The organism is Blastocatellia bacterium (genome assembly GCA_035573895.1).
GTDB lineage: Bacteria > Acidobacteriota > Blastocatellia > HR10 > HR10 > DATLZR01.
In genome coordinates, this window is sequence record DATLZR010000070.1 from 1 (window position 1) to 22,754 (window position 22,754).

The window sequence follows — 22,754 nt, forward strand, 5'->3', positions numbered from 1 at the left end:
CGCAGGATGCCATACGCGTTCTCGGCTGGACACGAATCCCCGGCGAGCTTCTCGTGGCCATAGCGCCGGGACAGAAGGTGCTTCCGCATCAAGCCACCGAAGTCCGACTGGCTCGACTCTCGCTGGCGACGCGAGCGCTTCGCGAGATTCGTCGCTTCCCCTCGGCGTATTTCTCCAACGGTGAACTCTCGCCGGATCGTCGTCAGATCGCCCTTGCCTTACGCGAGGACGGGAGAGATAATATCGCCGTCGTTTCGCTTGACAGAGGTCACATGCGGATGATAACGACCAATAGCGATGGAAGGACCTACTTTTCCGTTCTGTGCTGGTCGCCAGACGGACGCAGCCTCTGTTTCGGCAAACAGGTGAAGTGGAGTTCCATTGCGATGATTTCGAAGTTTCGTTGAATACCCTAACCGAGGAGGACCAACGATGGCACGGGCGAAGAAAACGATCCGATTGAAAATCCCGGTGGTGAAGAAACGGTCGGAGATGACGCCCCCTCCCCCACGACCTCGCCGGTGGGAAGAGGAAGAGGGGTTCACGGTCCGCGAGCTGGAAACGGAGGAGTTTCGCACCTACGAACTGGTCCGCGAACTGCTGGCGTCGTTTGAACAGGCGGCGCTGTTTCACTACCTCAGCGGTCGAACGCCGAAGCAGCGTGCCCGGCGGGCCGACCGGATCAAAAAACATATCGTGGCCTTTCTCAAAGAGGAAATCGGGGCTCGCGGCGAAGGAGATTGGTGCCCGGACGGATGGTGCGTCGTCAATGGGGGATGCGTTCCCCCGCCCTGCATCGAAACCTGAAAGAGGCGGAGGCTCAGGTCCGATTCTTCCACGTCACAAGAACCTGCTCAACACGGATAGAGTGATGAGGGTCTCCTTGACCGTGCTAGCTCCCGAGGGAAATGCCACAGCGGTATGGATGAGAGAGTAGAGCGGATTCTGAGTCTGCTTCGAGAGCTTGAGTGGGGGCTGGCGCGACTCCAGCAGGAAACGTGCTCTCGAAAGGGACGGGAGGGGACCGGCAGGGAAAGTTTTCCTGAGCGGGTGTCGCACCTGCTGGACGAGATTCGTCAGGATGAGGTGGTGCGCATCCGCGAGGCGTTGCACCAGCTCGAACCCGCTCTTCAGCATGCGCGGTTGGGGCGCGTGGCGGGCGAGCTGGCGGAGTTGTACTTTCGTCGTCCTCGCTCGGCGGACTTTCTGGATGCGGCTCTCGACCTTTTGATAAAAGAGACGCGTTCGGAACGGGCGGCCATTGTCCTCTGTCAGGGAAAGGGCGTCGTAGAAGTCGTCGCCGCTCGCAACTTCCAGAGCCGTAATCTCGAAGCCGACGAGTATGCCCTCAGTCGCAGCGTGCTCAACCGTGCCCTTTCAAAGGCGGAAGTCGTGCTCCTGAGCGATGCTCAGGCCGATCCCACGTACTCCCAGGAGACGAGCATCATTCGCCGCCGGGTGCGCTCGGTGCTGGTAGCTCCTTTTCGCATCGGAACGGTGACGCTCGGTGCCATCTACCTGGAGAATAACTCGGTGGCGGCTCTCTATACAGCCGAGGATCGGGAATTCTTCCGGGGACTCGGTCAGATCATGGCCGTTTTTCTTGATGCCTCGGATCGGCTTCAGTCAGCGCTTCAGGCGCGAGATGAGCTGTCCCACACGATTCTGACCGATCCTCAGAACAATGAGATCATCGGCGTGAGCCCGCACATCACCATGATCCGTCGCCTCATCGCACAGGTCGCGCCTTCGAGCGAGACCGTGCTCATCGAAGGCGAATCGGGAACCGGCAAGGAGCTGGTCGCCCGCGCTCTTCATGCTCAGAGTCCCCGGCGACTCAAACCCTTCGTCAGCGTGAACTGCGCGACCATCGCCGAAGAGCTGGCCGAATCCGAATTATTCGGCCATGAACGCGGGGCCTTCACCCACGCCATCGAGCGACGCATCGGCCGATTCGAACTGGCCGATGGAGGCACGCTCTTTCTCGATGAAGTCGGAGAACTTCCGCTATCGGTTCAGGCGAAGTTACTGCGCGTGCTGGAAACCCGCGAGTTCGAGCGACTGGGAGGGATGAAAACCATCAGCGTGGACGTGCGCGTCATCGCTGCCACCAGCCGTGTCCTCACCGAGATGGTGAGCCAGGGAAAGTTCCTCGATGCCCTTTACTTTCGGCTCAACGTTGTCCCCATCCGCCTCCGTCCACTGCGCGAGCGACGAGAGGATATTCCCCTGCTGGCCGAGCATTTTCTCAATAAATTTGCCGCCGAGGTCGGTCGCCCCGGGATACGCTTCCATCCCGATGCGCTGGCGGCGCTGCAACAGTATTCGTTTCCCGGTAACGTGCGAGAGCTTATCAATCTGATCAAACGGCAGGTCCTGCTGACCCCCGGCGATGAAATTCACCTCTATGATCTACCGGAGGAGATCACCGGTCGGCCCCGCCCCATCTTCCTGCTGGAGAAGGACCCCTTCCGTCATATCCTTCGCGCGCCTCTTCGTCACAAAGCGGACCTCGAAGAGCGTCGGGCGGAGATCTACCGCATCGCCCAACGGTATGTCAGTTTCCTCGAGCAAGAGTTAATCAAATCGGCTCTCGAACGCACCGGCGGCAACATCGCAGAAGCAGCCCGGTTGACCGGACTGCATCGCTCGTTCTTCTATCGCAAGATGCCCGCCGCCAGGGATCACTCCCCTCCTCCCGACGGATCCTCCCAGATGAACTCTCAATGAAACGCCCTGAGAAGCAGCCACTTCGATGCGAGCGGGTCGTGGAAGAGGAACTTTTTGACAAGCTCCCGGCAACGTGATAGAGTAGCCGCCGATGACATGTGGAGGGAAAGCCGATGAGCATCAGGCCCGAACTTCTTGAGATTCTCGCCTGCCCCGCCTGTGTGAGAACGGAAAACGAGCGAGCCAGGGTCATCCTCACGGCTGACGGCCAGGGACTGAAATGCCCCATCTGCCATCGCGTCTATCCCATTCGAGACGGAATTCCGGTCATGCTCATTGACGAAGCGAAGGTGGAACATGATGAGAGAACGAGCGACAGCTGATGCGCCTGTGGGGTGGGAAAAAATCCATCGCGTTCTGCTCGTCCGGTTGCGTTCGATTGGAGATACGGTGTTGATGACGCCCTGTCTGGTCGCGCTCAAACAGTGGCGTCCGACGCTCCATCTGGCGGTGGTGAGCGAGCGGCTGGCGGCTCCCGTGCTCGAAGATCATCCGGCCGTGGACGAGGTGATCGTCCTCGACCGCCAGATGAATCAGCTCCGAGATACCGTCGAGCGGCTGCGCGTCATCTCCACCCTGCGACGCCAATCTTATGATCTGGCCGTCAATCTTCACGGCGGACCAACGGCGATGGTGCTCACCTATCTCAGCGGAGCACCCGAGCGCCTGGGCTATCGCGGCTATCGCCATGGGTGGATGCTGACGCGCCGGGCTCCCAATCCCGATGTCATCTGGGGAAAGCGACCGATCCATTCCGTCGAACAGCAGATCGGCTTGCTGAAATGGGCGGGCCTTCCCATCCCGACAATCCCCCCGACCTCGTTACGCGTGAGCGAGCAGGCCCTTCAGAGCGCCCGCCGCCGATTACGTCATCAGGGGATACGAGGGCCATTCGCGCTCATTCATCCGGCGGCCACCGAGGAGAGCAAGCGGTGGTCGTCGCACAAGTTCGCTCAGGTGATCAAGCATCTCGCCCGCTGCTACGATCTCCCCTCGGTCGTCATCGTGGCGCGTCATGAGGCGCATCTGGCCGAAAACATCAAAGGGTTCGCCGCTTCCGCCGTTCACACCATGAGCGATCTGAACCTCAAGGAGGTGATCGCGCTCGCCGCGCAGGCCAGCCTCTTCATCGGCAACGACAGCGGACCGGCTCATATTGCAGCGGCCATGAGGTGTCCCACCATCGTCATCTTCGGATCATCGGATCCCGATGTGTGGCGGCCCTGGGGGCCAACCCCTCATGTCGTGGTACACGTCACCTCCGATCCCCTGGGCGTTCGGCTCCCTCCCGCCGAACGCATCAAGCACGTTCGCGTCGAGCATGTCATCGAGGCCGTTGACCGCCTGCTGACCACGATCTCCGTTCGAGACCCCGCCGAGGCGGAGGCCGTCGGGGAAGTCGCTCAGCACGTGGCATCACGGGGATGACCATGACCACCTTCACTCACGGACTCAGTTACGATCGAGCGGAGAGAATCATCGGTGGGTTCCAGGGGCGACGCCTGCTCGTACTTGGCGACCTGATGCTCGACGAATACGTCTGGGGAAAAGCCCGACGCATCTCTCCGGAAGCGCCCGTGCCGGTGGTTGAAGTCGAACGAGAGTCGCTGCGGCTGGGGGGCGCCGGGAACGTTGCCAGTAATCTCGTCAGCTTGAACGCGGAAGCTATCGTCGTCGGCGTCATCGGTGAGGATGCGACTGCCGAGCGGTTGATCGAAGAACTTCGGTCGCTCCGGATCGGCACCTCCGGCCTCGTCCGCGATGCCGATCGTCCCACCACTCTCAAGACGCGAATCATCGCCCACCACCAACAGATCGTTCGCGCCGATCGGGAAAGCCGTGCGCCGGTGAGCGAGGAGATCGCCCATCAGATCATTCGCCGATTCCGGGATCACCTGGATTCGGTGGACGGCGTGATCATCTCCGATTACGAAAAGGGAGCTGTCACGCCGCTCATCCTAGGCACTATTCTGCCTGAGGCTGAACGCCTCGGCGTGCCGGTTTTCCTCGATCCCAAGATTCGGAATTTCCCCTTCTATTCGCCGGTGACGGTTCTCAAGCCCAATCAACGGGAGGCCGAGCACATCACGGGGATCGAGCTGGTTGATGAGGAAGCGGTCATCGCGAGCGGCCGACGAATGATGGAACGAGTTCGCTGCGATTACCTCCTGCTCACACGAGGAGAAAAAGGGATGACGCTCTTCTCGCACGATGGCAACGTCCACCACATTCCCACCGTTGCCCGCGAGGTGTTCGATGTGACCGGGGCGGGAGATACCGTCATGGCTGTTCTCGGCGTTTCCTTCGTCAGCGGAGCATCGGCTCTGGAGGCCGCCGTTCTGGCCAATTATGCCGCCAGCGTCGTCATCGCCAAAATCGGTACGGCCACCGTTACTCCGGCGGAGTTGCGACAGGCTCTGGCGGCCGATGTCCTTCCCCTCTCCTCATCGCCGCTCGCCGGCGAGTGAAACCGTTGCCCGGATCCTGAGCAAGGGAAACATTTCGGCCAGGAGAAACTGACAACTGTACCTGCCCGCCAGGGCGGTGCTCGGTCAGTCTTCGTCACGGGAAGCAATCACCCACAGGGGTATATCACAGCGGCGATGAAAGCCACAAGCTCACCGGCGGATGCTGTGGGTGAGCACAACGACTTCAGTTTGGTTACAACCCGGGTAAGCAAAAGGAGCGAGTCGGGGCCCCGAAGGTCAGGGGCCCCAAGATCGCTCCTTTCCCCCCATCCCACACGAGCGACTTCCGTTGCGAGATGATCACGCGAGGAGCATCGGCGGTCAATGCTTGCCCGGATCGAGCGGAACACCTTTGCGCTGGGCGGTAATGTAGGCCTCCAGCGCCAGCATCCGCGGGTCATCGAGCGCGAGGGGCTTGCCCTTCATCGGATTCTCGATGCACCAGTTGATCATGTCGCGCAGCGCCGCCACCTTCTTCAATTGCGTCTGGAATTTGGGATAGGTCTCCGGGTGAGTATTGGAGGCATCGGGGTGGCACATGTCGCAGGAAATGCCGATTGTACCGCCGAGCGCCTTCCAGTCGTGGAAGAGTTTGTTCCCCTCCTCGATGATGCGCTTTTGTTCTCGCTCCCAGGTGAGGCGGTCGCGCTCGGTCCACTTGGACACCTGCTTGGCCTGCTGTTGAGCATAAACGGCCATCATCTGCTGAGCCACCGCACGAGCGCGCTCGGGCGGCAGAATCTCGCCCTCACGAACGCCCGCGATCTCCATCTGCGTCTCACCATCGCACAGTTGGACGACGAGAGTGTCCCCTGAGCTTTTGGCCGGAGGATGTTTCACGGTTTCTGCCTGCTGGCCCAGGACAGTTCCCACCCACAGTGATCCGCTCGACAGTAGGGGCCGGTGCTCGGAGAGAGCGACCGACACTCCACCGACGACAACCACGAGAGCAATCAGTTTCAGGTATCGTGTCCGCATCGTATCCTCCTTCGATCAGTAAGATGGGAAAACCGGAGCCGGTGGAACGGCTTCCTTGCCCCAGGATTCGAGATAGGCTTTGGCCACCGTGATGGGATTGCGGCTCCACAGATTGTAGTGCTTGTTGACATAGCCGCCGGGCAACACGTCAACGGTTCCATCGCCCGTTCCATCGGCTTCATCAAAGGGATCGGCGCGATCCATCTGGACGGTGAGCTTGGGCAATCCCTCGGGCGCGTAAGGCCAGGGCCAGGCCGTCGAGAGCATCCCGTGGAAGTGAATATTGCGAATGCGATTGGTGAGCATCTGGTGCGTGTGTCCGTGAATGACGGTCACCGACCGATAGGGGAAGAGCATCGCTTGGACCAGTTCGGCATCTTCCGTCCAGAAGTTCCAGGGCCGATAGTACTTGTACAGCGGCGAGTGCGAGAAGATGACAATCGGCGTCGTCTTGGGCACTTTGGCCAGGTCCTGCTTGAGCCACTCGCGCCCGGCCTCGCCTACCTCGAAGCGGCTTTGAATCGGATTGTCCAGACCGGCGACGGTCAACATGCGCTCCATCGGCGTCATCTTCCGTTCCGTCCAGAAGTCTTTCTCGTTGACGCTCATGAGCACGATGAAGTGAACGCCCTTGTGATCGAAGGAATAGTTGGGCGGACCGAACAGTTCCTGCCACTTCTCCCCCATATCGAGGAACCAATCGTGCTCGCCGACCATCATCTTCACCGGAGCCTTCAGCTCGCTCAGAATCTGCTTGCCGAGTTCGAGTTCTTTGGGCTGACCGAGTTGCGCCAGGTCTCCTCCGAACAAGACGAAGTCGGGTTGAGGATCCAGAGCGTTGACATCCTGAACAGCGCGCATGGCCGCTTTGACGAATCGTTCGTTCAGCGTGCGCTCATACAGATGCGTATCCGAAATATAGGCGAAGCGAAAGAGCGGCTTCTCCTGCGGATTAGCGCGAACGACATCCACCAGTTGGAAGGAATGGGGTGGCATGGCGGTTTTGGCCGTTGCGACGGCTGCCGCCATGCTGGCGACTTTCAGAAACTCCCGACGATCCAGTTGCTTGACCGCCTGGAAGAACTCCGCGCGTTCTCGACGATATTGTTCTTCTCGTTTTTTCCATTTCAGTGGCCACATAATCGCCTCCCTGTTGTTACCGGTTATTCGTTACTGGTGATTGGCGAGCGCTCAACGCCGAATGACCAGTAACCAATGACGAAAGTTTTTCCTCGCCGCGCGCGAGTCGTCGCACGCGGTCGCTCGTCAGAGTTTTGAGAAACTCTTCGAGATCGCTCATCTCCTGCTCGGTCAGATTGAGAGGGATGATCCCTCCATCGAGGTTGGGATTCGGTTCACCCCCCTTGTTGTAGAATTCGATCACCTCGCGGAGCGTCTTCAAACTGCCGTCGTGCATGTAAGGGGCCGTCAGCTCGATGTCGCGGAGAGTGGAGGTTTTGAACGCCCCCAGGTCCTTGGGCTGTCGAGTCACCAGAAACCGACCGAGTTCGGAGAATCCTTCGCTGAGCGCCAGCTTATCAATGGCCGCCTGCGTCAACGTGCCCGCCTGCGCCATGCTCTGAATCTGCCGGGCCAGCGTCTCGAAGTTTTTCGTCGCCTTCATCCCGATACCGATATTGTGATACTTGAAGTCGGTGAAAAACGGCGACGAGGCGTTGAACTCATGACAGGTGATGCAACGAGCCTTTCCCTGAAAGAGCGCCCAGCCCCGCTGAGCCGCTTCGCTGATGGCCGTTTTATCTCCGGCGATGAAGCGATCGAAAGGAGAATCCCCGGACAACTGCGTTCGCTCGAACGCCGCAATCGCCCGAGCGATATTATCAATGGTCACCGGATCGCGCCCGCCAAAAACCTGCTGGAATCGCCTCACGTAGTCGGGGATTTGTTTGATCTTAGCGACAACCGCTTCATGCGAGGGCATGGCCATCTCGACCGGATTGATCAACGGCTGCTTGGCCTGCTCTTCCAGGCTCGGCGCACGCCCGTCCCAGAACTGCTCGACGTTGAACATCGCATTGAGAATCGTAGGAGCATTGCGTGCGCCTTTCTTTCCCTGAACGCCTTCGGAGACGGGTTTGCCATCGGTGAAGGCAAACTTGGGATCATGACAGGTCGCACAACTGACCGTATTGTCCACCGACAGGCGGGGATCGAAATAGAGATCCTTCCCTAAGGCCACCTTCGCCTCCGTCAACGGATTGTCCTTGGGGATCATAGCCTCCCACAGATCCGCCGGGATTCCCCGCGGGAGGGGAGGGACGTACTGGTGAGCCTGTCCCCAGGCCAGAGGAAGGCCGACGGACGCGCGGCGGTCTTCGCCCGCCGGAGCGAAAAAGAAGATTAAGGCAACACCTCCCATGAAAACCCAACACGTTGCGCGTCGCAGTGCGTATGTTGTCACGTTACCACCTCCTGTTGTCGGCACCTCGTGTGCTCCTCCCATAATCCCCATAACAACTGGAGGGCCAACTTTATTCCCAATCTGGCGAAAATTTTTCGCCTGAGGAATAATTTTCCCGTTTTGTTGTTTATATCAAAAGGGGTGAGGCGAGCGGCTGACCATCGTGGATGAGCGGCAGTGGAAAGCCTTTGAGCAAGCAGCCTTGGAGCACCTGGAGGCGCTCTACGGCTATGCTCGCTCGCTGGTGCGGAATCCGACGGAGGCGGAGGATTTAGTGCAGGAAACCTATCTGCGCAGTGTGAAGGCCGCGCGGGAGAATCTCCCGGCGGGGAATCTTAAGGCCTGGCTTTTCACCATCTTGCGCCATCTGTGGATTAACCGGTGGCGGCAGCAGGCGCATGGCCCTGATTTTGTGCCCCTGGAGTGCGTGGATCCGGCCGCCGATGAGCTGAGCGATGAATGGCAGCGTCCGGATGTCCTGCTGGAACAACATCTGTTGCGCGATCAAATTCGCACCGCCATCGAGAACCTCGACGATGGCTTCCGCGAAGTGATTGTGCTCCGCTACATTGAGGGATTCAGCTACAGTCAGATCGCCCAGATTCTCGGCTGTCCCGCCGGCACGGTGATGTCTCGTTTGAGCCGGGCGCGGGCCGAACTGCGCCGACAGTTACAACACGCACGAGAGCCCAGGAGGAAGATGGTGCCGTGACCATGCATGTCACAGATCAGATCGTGCTCTATCTGGATGATGAGCTTCAGGGGGAAGAGCGCGCCCTGTTCGAGGCACATCTGGCCGTATGCTCGTCCTGTCGCATGGCGCTGGAGGAAGAACGCCGTCTCATCGCCGTGGTGCGTCAGGCGCGACCCCTCTATCCCCTGCCCCCGACTCTGCCCGCGCGACTGGCCCAGGTCCTGCGGCAGGCTGCTTCCGGCCCTTCCGTCAACCGCTGGCGTATCCTTCGCCCCTGGCTCGCCGCCGCGGCCGTCGTGCTGGCAGCCGTCGCCATCCCGCTTGTCTGGCGGGCAACTCACGCGCCCTTCCCGGGGCCTTCAGAAGTCGCTCAGGTTGCCGTTCAGACCCACCAACGCTATGTCCGGGGTCAACTCCCACTGGAGATTCAAAGCCATTCGCCCGAGGAAGTCTCCCGCTGGTTTGAGAACAAAGTCCCGTTCAACCTCAAACTGCCGAACTATCCCGAATCTCCCGGCCAGCCCAAGCCCTACGAACTGCAAGGGGCACGCCTCATCAGCTTTCACGACGATTATGCCGCTTACATCTGCTACCAGCTTCAGGGGCGTCCCATTTCGCTGCTGGTGACCTCGGCGACGACGGCTCGGCCTGCTGGCGGGCAGATCATTCGCTGGGGAGGGCTAGATTTTCACTTCGATGCCCTCAACGGCTGGAAGGTCCTCACCTGGACCGATCAGGGATTGACCTACGCTCTCGTCTCCGATTTTGAAGAGCGCGGTCAGGCTTCCTGCATCGTTTGCCATCCGGGACCTCAGGACCGCCCCATGTTTGAAGGACTCAAGCTAAGGTAACCATCTGGACCGGAGCCTTCGCTTCTCTGTGCGCCCAGGAAAGAGAACATTTCCCTCATCACTTCACCGCCACACGGATCGTCTCACTTCTGGTGAGCCCCGGCGTGTTCATTCAGGATGGACGCAAGGCTCCACAGGCTCGTAACCCAAAAAGTTCCTGAGAGACTCCAGGCGAGGCTGAAAAACAGAGGCGTCCACGCCGGTGGGGGAGCCTTCGGCCACATCGAGGCGAACCCGATCGGCGCTGGATTTCCCTTGGGACACCGATGCCTTGAACGGGCGTTCTCGGGGAGGATGATCGGGGTTTCGCTTGGTTATTTTCCGTCGCCGCTGGCAAAGGCGACACGACATCCGGGAAGAGAAGCCTCCCATCCCACCTCGTGTGATGAGAGGCCTGGAAATCAAACGCCCGTTTCTGGTCGTTTCAGCCGCGACCGACTGCGTTACTTCCGGCCCTTTTTAGCAGCCCGCTTCTTTGTTGCTCCCTTCTTCGCGGCTTTGGCTTTCGGAGCCTTCTTCGCCGCTTTCTTAGCGGGTTTGGCCTTCTTGGCAGCGCGAGCAGGAGCTTTCTTCTTGGCCGGTTTGGCCGCCTTCTTGGCGGCAGGCTTAGCCTTCTTCTTGGCCGGAGCCTTGGCCGGAGCCGGTTTCGGAGCAGCTTCAGCCGCTGGCGGTGGAGGTGCTGCTTCAGCCGGAGCGCCCGTTGGTGCTTCCGGGCCTGGATAGGTTCCCAATTCTTGTGTCATCGGTTGTCATCCTCCTTGCGTGAAATTTATGTCAGTCGGAGAGCGCCCTGATCACAGGCACATTACCGCTGACGATCAATGTTTGAAGTGTCGTACTCCTGTGAAAACCATCGCCAGCCCGTGTTCATTGGCCGCCGCAATCACTTCGGCATCGCGGATCGAGCCGCCGGGCTGAATCACCGCCCGGACGCCATGCCGGGCGGCTTCATCAATTCCATCGCGGAAGGGAAAGAAAGCATCCGACGCGAGAACCGTTCCTTCCAGCGGAAGAAGCGCTTTCATCGCCCCCAGCTTCACCGAATCAACTCGGCTCATCTGTCCGGCGCCGACGGCCACAAGTTGATTCGGCCGCGCGTAGACGATGGCGTTAGATTTGACATGCTTGCAGATGGTCCAGGCAAAGAGCAGGGCCTCGTACTCTTCGTCGCTGGGAGCGCGCTCGGTCACCACCCGGAGCTGATCGGGTTTCAGGGTGATTTCATCTCGCGTCTGGAGCAGAACTCCCCCCCGGATGCGCTTGAGATCGTACCGAGCAGCATCGGCAGCGGTGCCCGACGAGGCAACCATCTCCATCACTCGCAGATTTTTCTTCCGCGAGAAAATCGAGAGAGCCTCCGGATCATATCCGGGAGCAATGATCGCTTCCAGGAAAATCTCGCTCATGGCTTCGGCCGCCGGGCCGTCAACCGGACGATTCACACCAACGATTCCACCGAAGGCGGAAACCGGGTCCGTGGCCAGTGCCTGGCGGAACGCCTCGGCGACCGTGCCGGCTCGCGCGGCACCGCAGGGATTAGTGTGCTTGATGATCACGCAGGCCGGCTCGCTGAAGTCGGAGACCAAACTCCATGCCGCATCGAGATCGAGAAAATTGTTGAAGGACAATTCCTTCCCCTGGAGCTGTCGGGCGGCGGCCACGCCGGGTTCATCCCCACCGAGGCGGTAGAGCGCGGCCTGTTGATGGGGATTCTCGCCGTACCGAAGCGGTTGCTGCCGCGTGAGCGTGATGGTGAGGCGTGGAGGCAACGGCTCATGAGAGGTCAAAACGATCTCCTCTCGCTCGACGCGTAATCGGCTGGCGAAGAAATCGGCGATGAAACTGTCGTAAGCGGCTGTGTGAGCGAAGGCTTTCTGTGCCAATCGAAATGTCGTGGCCAGGCTCAGGCTTCCGTGGGATTGCGCGAGTTCAGCACTGATGGCCGGGTAATCGGCCGGATCCACGACCACAGCCACGTCGGGGAAGTTTTTAGCTGCCGCGCGGATCATCGCGGGCCCGCCGATGTCAATGTTTTCCAGCACCTCCGTGACGGTTACATCGTCTCGATTCACCGTAGCCGCGAAGGGATAGAGATTGACGACCACCAGATCAATGAAGGGGATTCCATGAATTGACGCCTGATGCTGATGCTCGCTGTCGCCGCGAACGGCGAGAATGCCGCCATGAATCATCGGATGAAGCGTCTTGACGCGCCCGCCGAAAATTTCCGGCACTCCGGTCACCTCTGAAACATCTCGCACCACGAGTCCCGCCTCACGCAGTGCACGAGCCGTTCCTCCCGTGGAGACCAGGTCAATATGAAGAGACTGAAGGGCAGTGGCAAATTCGATGAGTCCCGTTTTATCCGAAACGCTCAGAAGTGCACGACGAATCTTCGCTGTCATTCTCCGACATCCGCCTTTGCGATCTTAAGTCCCGATTTTTCTGAGGGTTCCACTGATGGCCCGGCGGCTGTTCGCGGCCCGATCCTGCTTCCTTTGCTCCAGGTCACCATTCGGTTCCCCTCAACGTCCCACGTACAGCTTTCAACTCGTGGCTTTATTATACTCAGATTTCGATGGTTTGGGAATTCTATCTCACATAAAAGCCGCCACGCGCACTACTGACGCGCACGCCGGAACGCCGTGTGCGAACCATGAGACGGAGGTATTTTCCTTTCGGAGCTGATTCGGGCGGAGCACATCCGAGGTAGTATTGGGTGCGGATGTCGTCGAGGATCCTTTCGAACACCGTGGTGAGATCCGTTCGCGCTGTCGGTCGAAGCGCCTCGGCGACCGATCCCACGACGAACAGACGTCCGCCCGTCGCCTGGGCGACATCGCCGAATCCCCGGACCGGCGGGCGCGGTCTCAAGTATCCGTTCGCCGGGGAGTAGAGAGGGATGTGAATCGAATAAACGGTGACATCGGCCTGCTCGGCTGCGCGGATACACTCCCGATGGTCAATTCGACTCGCCGTATCCAGACCGTCTGAGATGAGCAGGACAATCTTTCTCACAGCAGGAGAGGAGAAAGTGCGAAAATGGTGAATCGCAAACAGGAGAGCATCGAAGATCGCCGTTGGTCCCTCGACCCGACGCATCTGTGCGAGCGCCCTGGCGGCGTCCTGATGCGCCGTTGTGAAAGGGACGACGACGTGGGGTCTGTCGCTGAAGCGGATGACGCTCAGCATCGTTTGCGGTCCGAGACGACCGAGGAGGCTCTGAACGGCCGACTGCTGTTGATGCAGCGTCGCCGCGATGCTGCCGCTGGCATCGAGCAAAAGAACGAGCGCCAGAGGCCGCGAGAGCTGTTCTCCCTCTCCCTCGGTGGAAAAAAAGATAATCGGTTGACGCTTCCCCTCCACAAAAAGCTCGAAGTCATCGGCCGTCAATCCCCGAACCGGACGGCCCGCGCGATCGAACGCCCGGACGGGAACGATGACGAGATCGGACCGCAGGGTGATGGGTTCCTGCGGCCGCTCGGCCGAGCGATCGTGAACGATCTGAACGATGCTCTGGCGGGCCCGCTCTCCGGAAGCAACACCTTCGGGCGAAAGGAAGAAAAGAGACGTCACAACGGCAGAAATGATCCGGCGAAGGCTTGGCTTTCCGGCCCGGTGGCCTGACGTGGTCATTGTCACGAGCACCGATGATCGAGGTGGTTGGCCCGGTGAGGTCCCGATGGGCCACCGACAGAGCGCACGTTGTATCTAGCGGAAGGTGATGGGAAAGGGCATGAACGACAGAATAAAGACGACCAATCCCACGAGGGCGATGATCTTGCGTCGGCGATCGAGCGGCTCCGCTTCATCTTGCAGGGGAGGATGTTTCAACCCGATCAGAAGGCCCAGCAATCCGACATAGATGAACCAGCCAATCCACCGATGTCGCGTATACGAGACCACGGCCAGAAACAGCATGACGAAAAAGATGCCGCGAGCCATCCAGTGATGGCCGCGAGGGCCGAGCACAGCATAGGCCACATGGCCGCCATCGAGCTGGCCGACGGGGAGAAGATTCAAACTCGTCGCCAGCAGTCCCACCCAGGCGGCGAAGTAAATCGGATTCCATTCGATCATCACCGGCCAGTCGAAAATGCGTTGAAGGAGAATGAACAAGACGGGATCATTGAAGGTGATGCTGCCTTCGATCGTCAGAGGCGGCGGAGCCGGCGTGGCTATCCACAGGCCCACAACAGCCGCGGGGAAAGCGACGGCGAATCCCGCCAGTGGTCCGGCAATGCCAATGTCAAAGAGTGCACGCCGAGACTGAATCGGCTCTTTAATTCGAATGAAAGCGCCAAAGGTTCCCACAAAGGGAGGTCCGGGAAGAAAAAAGGGCAGCGTCGCCCGAATCCCGTAGTGCCGACAGGCAAAATAATGCCCCAACTCGTGAGCCAGCAGAATCGTCAGCAGCGTGCAGCTATAGGCGAGACCGCTGCTGAGCACATACGGATGAGTGAAAAGAAAAGCCCCTTGCTCGATGCTCACCTCGGGGAGCACGAAAAAGACCCCTGCCACGAACGTGGTTCCGGCCGTCAGGAGAAGGAGAAACAGATGGAGTATGAGCCGCCCCGTTCGCATTTCAGGGAATCCGACAGGGGATTCCGGACGGCGGAAGTGAAGATCAGTCGCGGAAGCCGTTGGCGAGCGCACGGTCTCTGACCACTCAGGAACGGAGTTCTTTCCCCGGTTTGAACCGGATAGTTTTTCCTTCCGGGATGGGGACGACGTCGCCGGTCTTCGGATTTCGCCCGACACCGCGTTTGCGCGGTCGGACGAAGAAGACACCGAAGCCGCGGAGCTCGATGCGATGACCCTCCTTCAGGGCTTTTTTCATGGCATCGAGCAGAGCATCCACAGCAATTTCGGCTCGAATCTTGGGCAGTCCGGTTCGCTCCGCGACGAGGTTGACGAGGTCTTGCTTGATCACCGTTGCGTCCTCCGATTCAAGTCTTTGATCATTCGCCACTTGATTAAGTGGCCATTATAGGTGGCCCTTCCCGCAAGTGTCAAGCAAGCCCATCGGTTCCCCTTTCTCCAGAACCAGTTCCGGCCACGGGGCTTGAACGAACGTGGGAACTCAGCGTACCATTACAGCTCAAAAGAGCCGCTTCACACACAAGCGGCGTCGGTCTCTGTCGAGCGCGGGAGGAGAATGCGACGAATGCGATCAACGTACTCAATGGCGAGGGGAGTCCTGTGATGCCTCCCGGCACGGATAGGCCCGCGATTGAGACGGTCGGATTGACGAAGATCTTCGCTCCGCCCTCTCATTTTCTCCTTCGGTTGCTGTCGCCGGACCGGGAACCGGTCACGGCCCTGCGGGAGGTGACGCTCTCGGTCTGGCCGGGAGAAATCTTTGGCCTCATCGGGCGCAATGGAGCGGGCAAGACGACGCTGATCAAATGTCTTGCCACCTTGATCGAGCCGACCCGAGGCTCCATCCGCGTCTTTGGCCTGGACGCGGTGAAACAGAGCCGCGACGTGCGCGCACGCATCGGGCTGGTGACCTCCGATGACCGAAGTTTCTACTGGCGGCTGACGGGCTGGCAAAACCTCCTCTTTTTCGCTCGGCTTTACGGGTTGCAGGAACGGCAGGCGCGACAGCGGATCGGAGCCTTGCTGGAGCTTTTCGAGATCGCTCCCCTCGCCCACCAGCGCTTTCACACCTACTCGACGGGAGCCAAGCAGAAACTGGCGATTGTGCGGGCCTTGCTCACCGACCCCCCGCTCATTCTCCTCGATGAGCCCACGCGCAGTCTCGATCCCATCGCTGCCGCCGACCTGCGTCAGCTCATTCGTCAGCAGGTGGCTCACCGTAAGACGGTGGTCGTTACCACCCACAATCTGGCCGAGGTCGAGGAGCTGTGCGGGCGTATCGCCATCATCAGCCGCGGAGAAATCAAAGCCTGCGGGACAATTGACGAGCTGTGCCGCACCTACAGCCCGCAGGAGCAGGTTCGGATCGAGGTTTCCTCTCCGGCATCGGTCAACGGATTGCCACAGATAACGGAAAAATTCCCCTGGGTACGCTGCTTCGCCAGGGACGCCACCACCACGGCAATTGAATTCTCGCGTCACCCCCAGGATGATCGGTTGACGCGGGTACTGACATACCTGACCGGATCGGGGGCGAACATTCTGAGCTGCCAGACCACCCGCATGGGGTTGAAAGAAATCATCCGGAAGATCGAACAGCTCGATTCCGATCCGCCCCCCTCTCCGGCCGAGTCGGGACAATGAAGGACTTTGGCCGCACGCTCTATGCCTTCCTCCTGCGCGATGCACGCATCGCGTTGAGCTACCGACTTCAGTTTCTCTTCCAGTTTGTCGTCGTCGTTTTGACCGTCCTCATCCTCTACTTCATCTCCCAGTTGATTCGTTCGACCCCGGCGCTCGAAGAATACGGCGGCTATCTTCCCTTCGCCACCGTCGGGCTGGCGGTATCGTCCTACTTTCAGACGGGGTTCAGTAGTTTCGCCGGAGCCATTCGTAACGAGCAGATGGCGGGAACGCTCGAAGCCTTGCTCATGACGCCGACGCGCATCCCTGTGATCGTGATCGCTTCCTCGGTATGGGACTTTTTCTGGGCCACGGCGGTCGCCATCACGTATCTGGTGACGGCTCAAGTCCTGCTGGGAATTCACCTTCAGGGAAGCTGGACGCTCGCTCTCGTACTGCTCGTTTTGACGACGCTCATCTTCGCCAGTCTGGGTGTGATCTCGGCCAGTTTCGTCATGGTCTTCAAGCGGGGCGATCCGATCGGGCTGGTGATCGGGAGCTTGAGCACGCTGCTTGGGGGCGTGTTCTATCCGGTGAGTGCGCTGCCGCCATGGGTGCAGACGATCTCCCACCTGTTGCCGATCACCTATGGGCTGCAGGGGTTGCGAGACGTGTTGCTGCGGGGAGCGACCCTGGCCGCCGTGTGGCGTGATCTGGTGGTGCTGCTCGCGTTTGCTGCTGTCCTTGTCCCCCTGAGCCTCTTTTGCTTCAAAAAGGCGGTGGCCCGCGCCAAACGTGAGGGTAGCCTGCTTCAGTATTGATTGATTCCCCCGCCAGAACGCGCGCAGGAAGCCGCTTCCCCCCATCGGGGAGAGAGCATTCCTTCCGCGCTCTGATTCCGAACATCGTGCTCGCTACAATTGGCGTCACCAGCGGGCCTGTGCTATATTCGGCAGCCTGATGGCGCAAAGAACATGGAGGGAGTGACGCACATTGAGCATCCTGGTTGATCACAACACGCGCGTCGTCGTTCAAGGAATCACCGGTCGAGAAGGAACTTTCCACACGCAGCAGATGAAGGCCTACGGGACGAAGATCGTGGCCGGCGTCACGCCGGGAAAAGGCGGAATGATTCACGAAGGCGTCCCCGTCTTTAACACCGTCGAACAGGCGGTGAGAGAGACGGGCGCGACAGCGAGCGTCATTTACGTTCCCGCCGCTGTGGCTGCCGACGCCATCATGGAAGCAGCCGATGCCGGCATCGAGCTGGTCGTGTGCATCACCGAGGGAATCCCGGTGCTGGACATGGTCAAGGTGATGGCTTTCCTGGAAGGACGCCCCACCCGGCTCATCGGCCCCAACTGTCCGGGCATCATTTCCCCGGGCAAATGCAAGATCGGAATCATGCCCGGCCATATTCATCGAGAAGGCACCGTGGGCGTCGTCTCGCGCAGCGGCACGCTCACCTATGAAGCCGTCTGGCAGATCACCGAGCGGGGGCTCGGCCAGTCCACCTGCATCGGCATCGGAGGGGATCCGATCGTCGGCACGACCTTCGTGGACGCCCTCCGACTCTTCGAGCAGGACGAACAAACCGAGGCTGTCGTTCTCATCGGAGAGATCGGCGGAACGGCGGAGGAAGAAGCCGCCGCCTTCGTTCGTTCGGCCATGACCAAGCCGGTCGTCGGATTCGTCGCCGGTCAGACGGCTCCTCCGGGACGGCGCATGGGTCACGCCGGAGCCATTATCGCCGGTGGCCAGGGAACAGCCGCCGAGAAGATCAAGGCCATGAGCGAGGCCGGCATCCACGTGGTCCTGAGCCCTGCCGACATCGGCGATACCGTCGCGAAAATTCTCCGGGCGTAGCGCTCGCCGTCCCGAACTCAAGCAGTATCACGATTCCCCATCGGGACCACCCTCGCAATAACGGGCTACGGGAGAGAGACATGATTGAACGGACACTGGCCATCATCAAGCCGGATGCCGTGGCCGCCGGTCATATCGGCGACATCATCCGGCGAATCGAACGGGAGAAATTTCGCATTCGCGGGATGAAGCTCCTGCGCCTGACCAAGGCCCAGGCGGAAGGATTCTACGCCGTCCATCGGGATAAGCCGTTCTTTGAGAGTCTCACGACGTTCATGTCGAGCGGACCGTGCGTCGTCCTTCTGCTCGAAGGAGAATCGGCCATCGCCCGCTGGCGCGACGTGATGGGCGCAACGGACCCGGCTCGCGCCGCCGAGGGGACGATTCGCAAACAATTCGGCACGACAATTGAACGTAATGCCGTGCATGGCTCCGATGCCCCGGAGACGGCTGCCTTTGAGACAGCGTACTTTTTCAACGCCCTGGAAACCATAGGATAACGCCGATGCCAACCGAAGGATGGGCCAGCGTGGGAAAATTCTTCCTCCTGCTGGGAGGGCTATTTATCGCCCTGGGGGCTCTCATCCTCGTGCTGGAGCGCTTCCCTCAGCTCCCCATCGGACGCCTGCCCGGCGACATTCGCATCGAGCGAGGGAACTTTCACCTCTACATCCCGCTGGGGACCTCGCTCCTTGTGAGCGTGTTGCTGACGCTTCTCTGGTCGCTCATCTCGCATCTTCGTCGGTGAAGTGACCTTGTCGGTGAACGGGGATCATTCGCCATCGGGGAGGCGGAGGTGAAATCTTGAGATCTCAAATTCCACCAACGACTCTGCCCCCCATCACACTGAGGAGGAACCATGAGCGGGGAAAAACGGTTTCGCATCTTTGCTACCTGTGATATTGGTCAGGAGGCGCTCGACCGATTGCGCGCCCGGGGATATGACGTGGAAGTCTATCCCTCTCCTGATCCGCCGCCCAAAGAGCTTATCATCGAGAAAGTGAAATCCGGCATTGATGCTCTCATCACCACGCTGCGCGACCGTATTGACCGCGAGGTGTTCGCCGCCGGCCAGGGCACGCTCAAAGTGGTCGCACAGGATGCCGTGGGTTTCGATAACATTGATCGGGCCGCCGCCAATGAGTTCAAGATCCCCTTCACCCATACGCCTGACGTCCTCAATGAAGCGACGGCGGAGTTCGCCTTCTTCATCCTTGGCTGCCTGTCCCGCAAGCTCTGGTCGAGCGAACAACTGGTTCGGGAGAACCGCTGGGGAGCCTGGCACCCCTACCTCCCTTTCCTCGGCGATGAAGTGACGGGCAAAACCGTCTCGGTCATCGGGACCGGACGCATCGGTAAAGCCTTCATCAAAAAGTGCGTGGGCATGGACATGAATATCCTCTGTTACGATCCGGTCTTTCAGGATCACGCCTTCATCGCCCATGTTCAGCGCGAACTCGATCTTCGCTACGAGGTGGGATTCAGCGAGGAGCGACGGACCATCGCCTACGTGAGCTTCGACGACGCCCTCCGCGGCGGCGATTACGTGAGCCTGCACGTTCCCCTGCTGCGCCCGGGAGAGAGCGATACGCCCACCTACCACCTCATGAACGAGGACTCCTTCAGGAAGATGAAGCCGACGGCTTATCTCATCAACACCTCGCGCGGTCCCGTTGTTGATGAGAACGCTCTGTACTGGGCCTTGAAGAATCGCGTGATCGCCGGAGCGGCTCTCGACGTCTATGAGAAGGAACCGTTACCGCCTGATTCGCCGCTGCGAGATCCGGAACTGGCCGATCGCCTGCGCCTCTATCACCATTTTGCCAGCGGAGGAAAAATCACCCGCCTGTCTCCCGATCCCAACAAAGGCATGGCTGGGCGAACCGTCCAGGCCGTCATTGATGTCCTCGAAGGGAACTACGGCGGCGATCTGACGAAAATGCCCTTCGTGGTCAACAAGGAGGCCTTCCGGTCTTAGCGGAGTCACTCTATTGTCGCTCTATTATCGAGTTCGGCAACGGCGCTGCGTACCATCGGAAGTGGTCAGAGGGCGGCGTTCATCGGTGGTGATTTCATGCGCTATCGCGCACCACGCGGGGCCAGATCCGGTCTCACCGCCCGCGAATGAAAAGTGCCCACGGATACCACCCCATCCGCGGGAATGTTTCACCCGCGGGGATCACTTTCCTGGAGGACCGAAGCAATGATTTTGTCGGAAATTCGCATCGCACTGGCCGGTCTGGGTACGGTGGGAACAGCCGTCGCCCGGCTGCTCCAGGAGGATGCCCAGCGCCTTCAACAGGAAACCGGCGTGCCCCTGCGCCTCACGGTCATCTTTGACCGTAGCTATTGGCGGAAGGAAACCGGCTGGCTCCCGCCTGAAATACGACTGACCGATTCGCTGGACGAGTTCCTCCGTCACCCGGTTGATATCGTGGTGGAACTGATTGGTGGCATCGAGCCCGCTGAGTACATCATCACGACCGCCCTCCGAGAGGGTAAGGCCGTGGTGACGGCCAACAAGTTCCTGCTGGCCCAAGCCATTCACCGCTACCTCACGCTGGCTGCCGAACACCGCGCCTATCTCGGATTTGAGGCAGCCGTCGCCGGAGGCATCCCCATCATCCGCGCGCTCCGCCACTCGCTGTGCGCCGACCACATCGTCCGGGTGCGAGGAATCCTCAACGGCACGTGCAATTTCATCCTCAGCGAGATGGCTGCGAGCGGACGCCGGTACGATGAGGTGCTGGCCGAGGCGCAGCGACGGGGATACGCCGAAGCCGATCCCACGCTCGATGTGTCGGGTCGAGATACAGCCGATAAACTGGCCTTGCTGTGCGCCCTGGCCTTCGGTCGCCCCCTCACACCGGAACAAATCCCCACCACTGGCATTACCAGTCTGACTCCGGTGGACTTCCTCTATGCGCAGCGGCTCGATTGCGCCATTAAACTCCTCGGCGTCGCTGAGCGGTGCGACGCGCAGCTCGCCGTGCGCGTTTCCCCTTTCCTCGTTCACAAGCGATTGACGCTGGCTGCTGTTTCCGGTGCGCTGAACGCCGTTGAGGTCACCGGCGCCCGACTCGGCTCGATCCTTTTCAGCGGCCTTGGGGCCGGAGGCAATCCCACCGCGGTCTCAGTCGTTGCCGATATTGTCAACGCCGCCCTCTGGAAGCAAAACAAAGGACTCTTCCATCCGCCGCTGCTTCTGCCCGTGGCTGAAGCTCGTGAAGCCGACGAAAGCTACCCTTTTTACATCCGCTTGACCGTGAGCGACCGACCGGGAATCATTGCCGCCGTCGCCACCATCCTCGCCTCCTGGCAGATCAGCCTCGACGCCGTCGTCCAGGAACCCTGGCAGGACCGAACACATCTCCCCTTCGTGGTGACGGTCGAACCGACACCTTTCACTACCATGGAGCGTGCCTTCGCTGAATTGTCTGCCCTTGACTTCAATACAAGCCCACCACTTCTTCTGCCCATTCTCTCCGAGTGAAGGTACCCTCTTCAGGTGGTCTTCTGCCTGGATCCCCGGGTGAGACCGAGAGGTAGTCTCTAACTACCTGAAAAATTAAGCCTTATCGTCATCGAGCTTATGCCGGGGGAAAGATGTGTTGCCTCTCAGCACGCCCCCCCGCCAGAGCCACAGGAGTAAGTTCTCTCTATGCCACGAATTTTTTGAAGGCGTTCAAGGCTCTCCTTTTGAGAGGATAGCGATACAGTTCATAACGATGAGCTTCATTTTGTTTTAAGAAATTTTCTTGACATTTAGATCAAGCTTACTATACTATGCCTGTGTATTTGATCATGAAGCAAAATTTGATGAATGATTTTTACATAGATTTTACGAAAGGAGATTTAAAGCCTATGGCACCAACTTTTGTCCGAGAGCTAACGCCTGAGGAACGAGCCACTCTCCAAGAGTGGATTAAACATCCCCCTTCGCAGGATCACTATCTCCGGGCGCGGATGATTCTTCTTTCGGCCGATGGCTATGCTGTCCCCGAAATCGCCAAGAGGTTGGGACGGCACGAGAGTCGGGTGCGGATGTGGATTCGACAGTTCAACAAGTGCGGGATTGAAGGATTGCTCAGTTCGAAGCCAAAAGGAGCGGTCTCCCGCTGTTCCGAGCAGGTACAACAGAGGATTCTCGATCTCCTCCTCATGCGACCGAAGGATCTCGGCCTGGACTTCCCCCGCTGGACCGCCGAGCGATTGCGCGAACGACTCATTCAAGAGAAGCTGGTGACGGACATCAGTTGTCAGGTAATTCGCCGCGTCCTGGAGAAAGCGAGCGTTCGCGCCTGATCGGAATCTCCTCCCCTGAGTGGGTCTTATGGGCAAGACCCACTCAGGTCTATCCTCACGTTCTCCCCGCTCAACCAAGCATTTGTCCCAGGGCGTAGAGGGGATCCCCACCCCGTCAGGGACCAACTATTTAGACTCCTGACGTCACTTGCATAAAAGGCCGGTTCCGCCAGCGACGTGGCGTGAAAATTCAACTCCAATGAGTACCAAATAGG

Annotated in this window: 24 protein-coding genes; 16 read left to right on the forward strand and 8 right to left on the reverse strand. The window is 59.6% G+C overall.

What is annotated here, in order from left to right; genetic code table 11:
• The 6 genes from VNM72_07005 to rfaE1 form a co-directional block, all read left to right on the forward strand.
• Positions 1-407, forward strand: a 407-nt coding sequence (locus VNM72_07005; GenBank protein HXF05148.1) for a hypothetical protein, incomplete at its 5' end; no start/stop codon positions are given.
• Between the two features lie 25 nt (positions 408-432).
• Positions 433-807: a hypothetical protein gene (locus tag VNM72_07010; protein HXF05149.1), complete on the forward strand. Its 375-nt coding sequence runs from the start codon at positions 433-435 to the stop codon at positions 805-807.
• A 114-nt stretch (positions 808-921) separates the two neighbouring features.
• On the forward strand, positions 922-2,730 hold the full coding sequence (locus VNM72_07015; GenBank protein HXF05150.1) for a sigma-54-dependent Fis family transcriptional regulator: 1,809 nt from the start codon (positions 922-924) through the stop codon (positions 2,728-2,730).
• 113 nt (positions 2,731-2,843) lie between these two features.
• Positions 2,844-3,053 carry a Trm112 family protein gene (locus VNM72_07020; protein ID HXF05151.1) on the forward strand — a complete coding sequence of 70 codons (210 nt, stop codon included), beginning with the start codon at positions 2,844-2,846 and terminating at the stop codon, positions 3,051-3,053.
• A complete protein-coding gene (locus VNM72_07025) occupies positions 3,028-4,158 on the forward strand; it encodes a glycosyltransferase family 9 protein (protein ID HXF05152.1) in 1,131 nt (376 codons plus the stop codon). Before VNM72_07020 ends, VNM72_07025 begins: the two co-directional genes overlap by 26 nt.
• Positions 4,155-5,198, forward strand: coding sequence for a D-glycero-beta-D-manno-heptose-7-phosphate kinase (gene rfaE1, locus VNM72_07030; protein HXF05153.1), 1,044 nt, complete (start codon positions 4,155-4,157; stop codon positions 5,196-5,198). The genes VNM72_07025 and rfaE1 overlap by 4 nt, the downstream gene beginning before the upstream one ends.
• Before the next feature lie 321 nt (positions 5,199-5,519).
• Here the strand turns inward: rfaE1 and VNM72_07035 are convergent, their stop codons facing one another.
• From VNM72_07035 to VNM72_07045, 3 genes are read right to left on the reverse strand one after another with little or no spacing between them, the layout of a single operon-like run.
• Positions 5,520-6,176, reverse strand: a complete 657-nt coding sequence (locus VNM72_07035) for a hypothetical protein (GenBank protein HXF05154.1) — start codon at positions 6,174-6,176, stop codon at positions 5,520-5,522.
• A gap of 15 nt (positions 6,177-6,191) precedes the next feature.
• Positions 6,192-7,316 (reverse strand): metallophosphoesterase, encoded by a 1,125-nt coding sequence (locus tag VNM72_07040; GenBank protein ID HXF05155.1) that lies wholly within the window; start codon positions 7,314-7,316, stop codon positions 6,192-6,194.
• Positions 7,317-7,332: 16 nt separating this feature from the next.
• Entirely contained in the window at positions 7,333-8,598 is a 1,266-nt protein-coding gene (locus VNM72_07045; GenBank protein ID HXF05156.1) for a cytochrome c peroxidase, read from the reverse strand.
• Positions 8,599-8,761: 163 nt separating this feature from the next.
• On the opposite strand from VNM72_07045, the gene VNM72_07050 reads away from it, so the two are divergent.
• Entirely contained in the window at positions 8,762-9,310 is a 549-nt protein-coding gene (locus tag VNM72_07050; GenBank protein ID HXF05157.1) for a sigma-70 family RNA polymerase sigma factor, read from the forward strand.
• 2 nt (positions 9,311-9,312) lie between these two features.
• A complete protein-coding gene (locus tag VNM72_07055) occupies positions 9,313-10,143 on the forward strand; it encodes a zf-HC2 domain-containing protein (protein ID HXF05158.1) in 831 nt (276 codons plus the stop codon).
• A gap of 443 nt (positions 10,144-10,586) precedes the next feature.
• Here the strand turns inward: VNM72_07055 and VNM72_07060 are convergent, their stop codons facing one another.
• The 5 genes from VNM72_07060 to VNM72_07080 all read right to left on the reverse strand — a co-directional run bounded on the left by VNM72_07060 (position 10,587) and on the right by VNM72_07080 (position 15,076).
• Entirely contained in the window at positions 10,587-10,886 is a 300-nt protein-coding gene (locus tag VNM72_07060; protein ID HXF05159.1) for a hypothetical protein, read from the reverse strand.
• Positions 10,887-10,961: 75 nt separating this feature from the next.
• Entirely contained in the window at positions 10,962-12,548 is a 1,587-nt protein-coding gene (gene purH / locus VNM72_07065; protein ID HXF05160.1) for a bifunctional phosphoribosylaminoimidazolecarboxamide formyltransferase/IMP cyclohydrolase, read from the reverse strand.
• Positions 12,549-12,735: 187 nt separating this feature from the next.
• Positions 12,736-13,719 carry a VWA domain-containing protein gene (locus tag VNM72_07070; GenBank protein HXF05161.1) on the reverse strand — a complete coding sequence of 328 codons (984 nt, stop codon included), beginning with the start codon at positions 13,717-13,719 and terminating at the stop codon, positions 12,736-12,738.
• A gap of 135 nt (positions 13,720-13,854) precedes the next feature.
• Positions 13,855-14,727 (reverse strand): site-2 protease family protein, encoded by an 873-nt coding sequence (locus VNM72_07075; GenBank protein ID HXF05162.1) that lies wholly within the window; start codon positions 14,725-14,727, stop codon positions 13,855-13,857.
• 85 nt (positions 14,728-14,812) lie between these two features.
• A complete protein-coding gene (locus VNM72_07080; GenBank protein HXF05163.1) occupies positions 14,813-15,076 on the reverse strand; it encodes an HU family DNA-binding protein in 264 nt (87 codons plus the stop codon).
• 272 nt (positions 15,077-15,348) lie between these two features.
• Between VNM72_07080 and VNM72_07085 the strand changes: the two genes are divergently transcribed.
• The 8 genes from VNM72_07085 (at position 15,349) to VNM72_07120 (ending at position 22,539) form a co-directional block, all read left to right on the forward strand.
• Positions 15,349-16,389, forward strand: coding sequence for an ABC transporter ATP-binding protein (locus VNM72_07085; protein HXF05164.1), 1,041 nt, complete (start codon positions 15,349-15,351; stop codon positions 16,387-16,389).
• On the forward strand, positions 16,386-17,189 hold the full coding sequence (locus VNM72_07090) for an ABC transporter permease (protein ID HXF05165.1): 804 nt from the start codon (positions 16,386-16,388) through the stop codon (positions 17,187-17,189). The genes VNM72_07085 and VNM72_07090 overlap by 4 nt, the downstream gene beginning before the upstream one ends.
• Before the next feature lie 172 nt (positions 17,190-17,361).
• Complete coding sequence (gene sucD / locus VNM72_07095; protein HXF05166.1) at positions 17,362-18,234, forward strand: succinate--CoA ligase subunit alpha; 873 nt, start codon at positions 17,362-17,364, stop codon at positions 18,232-18,234.
• Between the two features lie 80 nt (positions 18,235-18,314).
• Complete coding sequence (gene ndk / locus VNM72_07100) at positions 18,315-18,734, forward strand: nucleoside-diphosphate kinase (GenBank protein HXF05167.1); 420 nt, start codon at positions 18,315-18,317, stop codon at positions 18,732-18,734.
• Between the two features lie 5 nt (positions 18,735-18,739).
• Positions 18,740-18,982 carry a DUF2905 domain-containing protein gene (locus VNM72_07105; GenBank protein ID HXF05168.1) on the forward strand — a complete coding sequence of 81 codons (243 nt, stop codon included), beginning with the start codon at positions 18,740-18,742 and terminating at the stop codon, positions 18,980-18,982.
• A gap of 111 nt (positions 18,983-19,093) precedes the next feature.
• Entirely contained in the window at positions 19,094-20,212 is a 1,119-nt protein-coding gene (locus VNM72_07110; protein ID HXF05169.1) for a D-glycerate dehydrogenase, read from the forward strand.
• A gap of 225 nt (positions 20,213-20,437) precedes the next feature.
• Positions 20,438-21,727, forward strand: coding sequence for a homoserine dehydrogenase (locus VNM72_07115; protein HXF05170.1), 1,290 nt, complete (start codon positions 20,438-20,440; stop codon positions 21,725-21,727).
• Positions 21,728-22,098: 371 nt separating this feature from the next.
• Positions 22,099-22,539 (forward strand): helix-turn-helix domain-containing protein, encoded by a 441-nt coding sequence (locus tag VNM72_07120; protein HXF05171.1) that lies wholly within the window; start codon positions 22,099-22,101, stop codon positions 22,537-22,539.
• Positions 22,540-22,754: the final 215 nt, after the last annotated feature.

Bases quoted from the DNA above. Each gene is read 5' to 3' on its own strand.
- purH (HXF05160.1), bottom strand. From the start codon at position 12,548: ATGACAGCGAAGATTCGTCGTGCACTTCTGAGCGTTTCGGATAAAACG.
- VNM72_07120 (HXF05171.1), top strand. From the start codon at position 22,099: ATGGCACCAACTTTTGTCCGAGAGCTAACGCCTGAGGAACGAGCCACT.
- VNM72_07075 (HXF05162.1), bottom strand. From the start codon at position 14,727: ATGCGAACGGGGCGGCTCATACTCCATCTGTTTCTCCTTCTCCTGACG.
- VNM72_07010 (HXF05149.1), top strand. From the start codon at position 433: ATGGCACGGGCGAAGAAAACGATCCGATTGAAAATCCCGGTGGTGAAG.
- rfaE1 (HXF05153.1), top strand. From the start codon at position 4,155: ATGACCATGACCACCTTCACTCACGGACTCAGTTACGATCGAGCGGAG.
- VNM72_07020 (HXF05151.1), top strand. From the start codon at position 2,844: ATGAGCATCAGGCCCGAACTTCTTGAGATTCTCGCCTGCCCCGCCTGT.
- VNM72_07035 (HXF05154.1), bottom strand. From the start codon at position 6,176: ATGCGGACACGATACCTGAAACTGATTGCTCTCGTGGTTGTCGTCGGT.
- VNM72_07110 (HXF05169.1), top strand. From the start codon at position 19,094: ATGAGCGGGGAAAAACGGTTTCGCATCTTTGCTACCTGTGATATTGGT.
- VNM72_07105 (HXF05168.1), top strand. From the start codon at position 18,740: ATGCCAACCGAAGGATGGGCCAGCGTGGGAAAATTCTTCCTCCTGCTG.
- VNM72_07055 (HXF05158.1), top strand. From the start codon at position 9,313: ATGCATGTCACAGATCAGATCGTGCTCTATCTGGATGATGAGCTTCAG.
- VNM72_07115 (HXF05170.1), top strand. From the start codon at position 20,438: ATGATTTTGTCGGAAATTCGCATCGCACTGGCCGGTCTGGGTACGGTG.
- VNM72_07085 (HXF05164.1), top strand. From the start codon at position 15,349: ATGCCTCCCGGCACGGATAGGCCCGCGATTGAGACGGTCGGATTGACG.
- VNM72_07090 (HXF05165.1), top strand. From the start codon at position 16,386: ATGAAGGACTTTGGCCGCACGCTCTATGCCTTCCTCCTGCGCGATGCA.
- VNM72_07025 (HXF05152.1), top strand. From the start codon at position 3,028: ATGATGAGAGAACGAGCGACAGCTGATGCGCCTGTGGGGTGGGAAAAA.
- VNM72_07040 (HXF05155.1), bottom strand. From the start codon at position 7,316: ATGTGGCCACTGAAATGGAAAAAACGAGAAGAACAATATCGTCGAGAA.
- ndk (HXF05167.1), top strand. From the start codon at position 18,315: ATGATTGAACGGACACTGGCCATCATCAAGCCGGATGCCGTGGCCGCC.
- VNM72_07060 (HXF05159.1), bottom strand. From the start codon at position 10,886: ATGACACAAGAATTGGGAACCTATCCAGGCCCGGAAGCACCAACGGGC.
- VNM72_07015 (HXF05150.1), top strand. From the start codon at position 922: ATGGATGAGAGAGTAGAGCGGATTCTGAGTCTGCTTCGAGAGCTTGAG.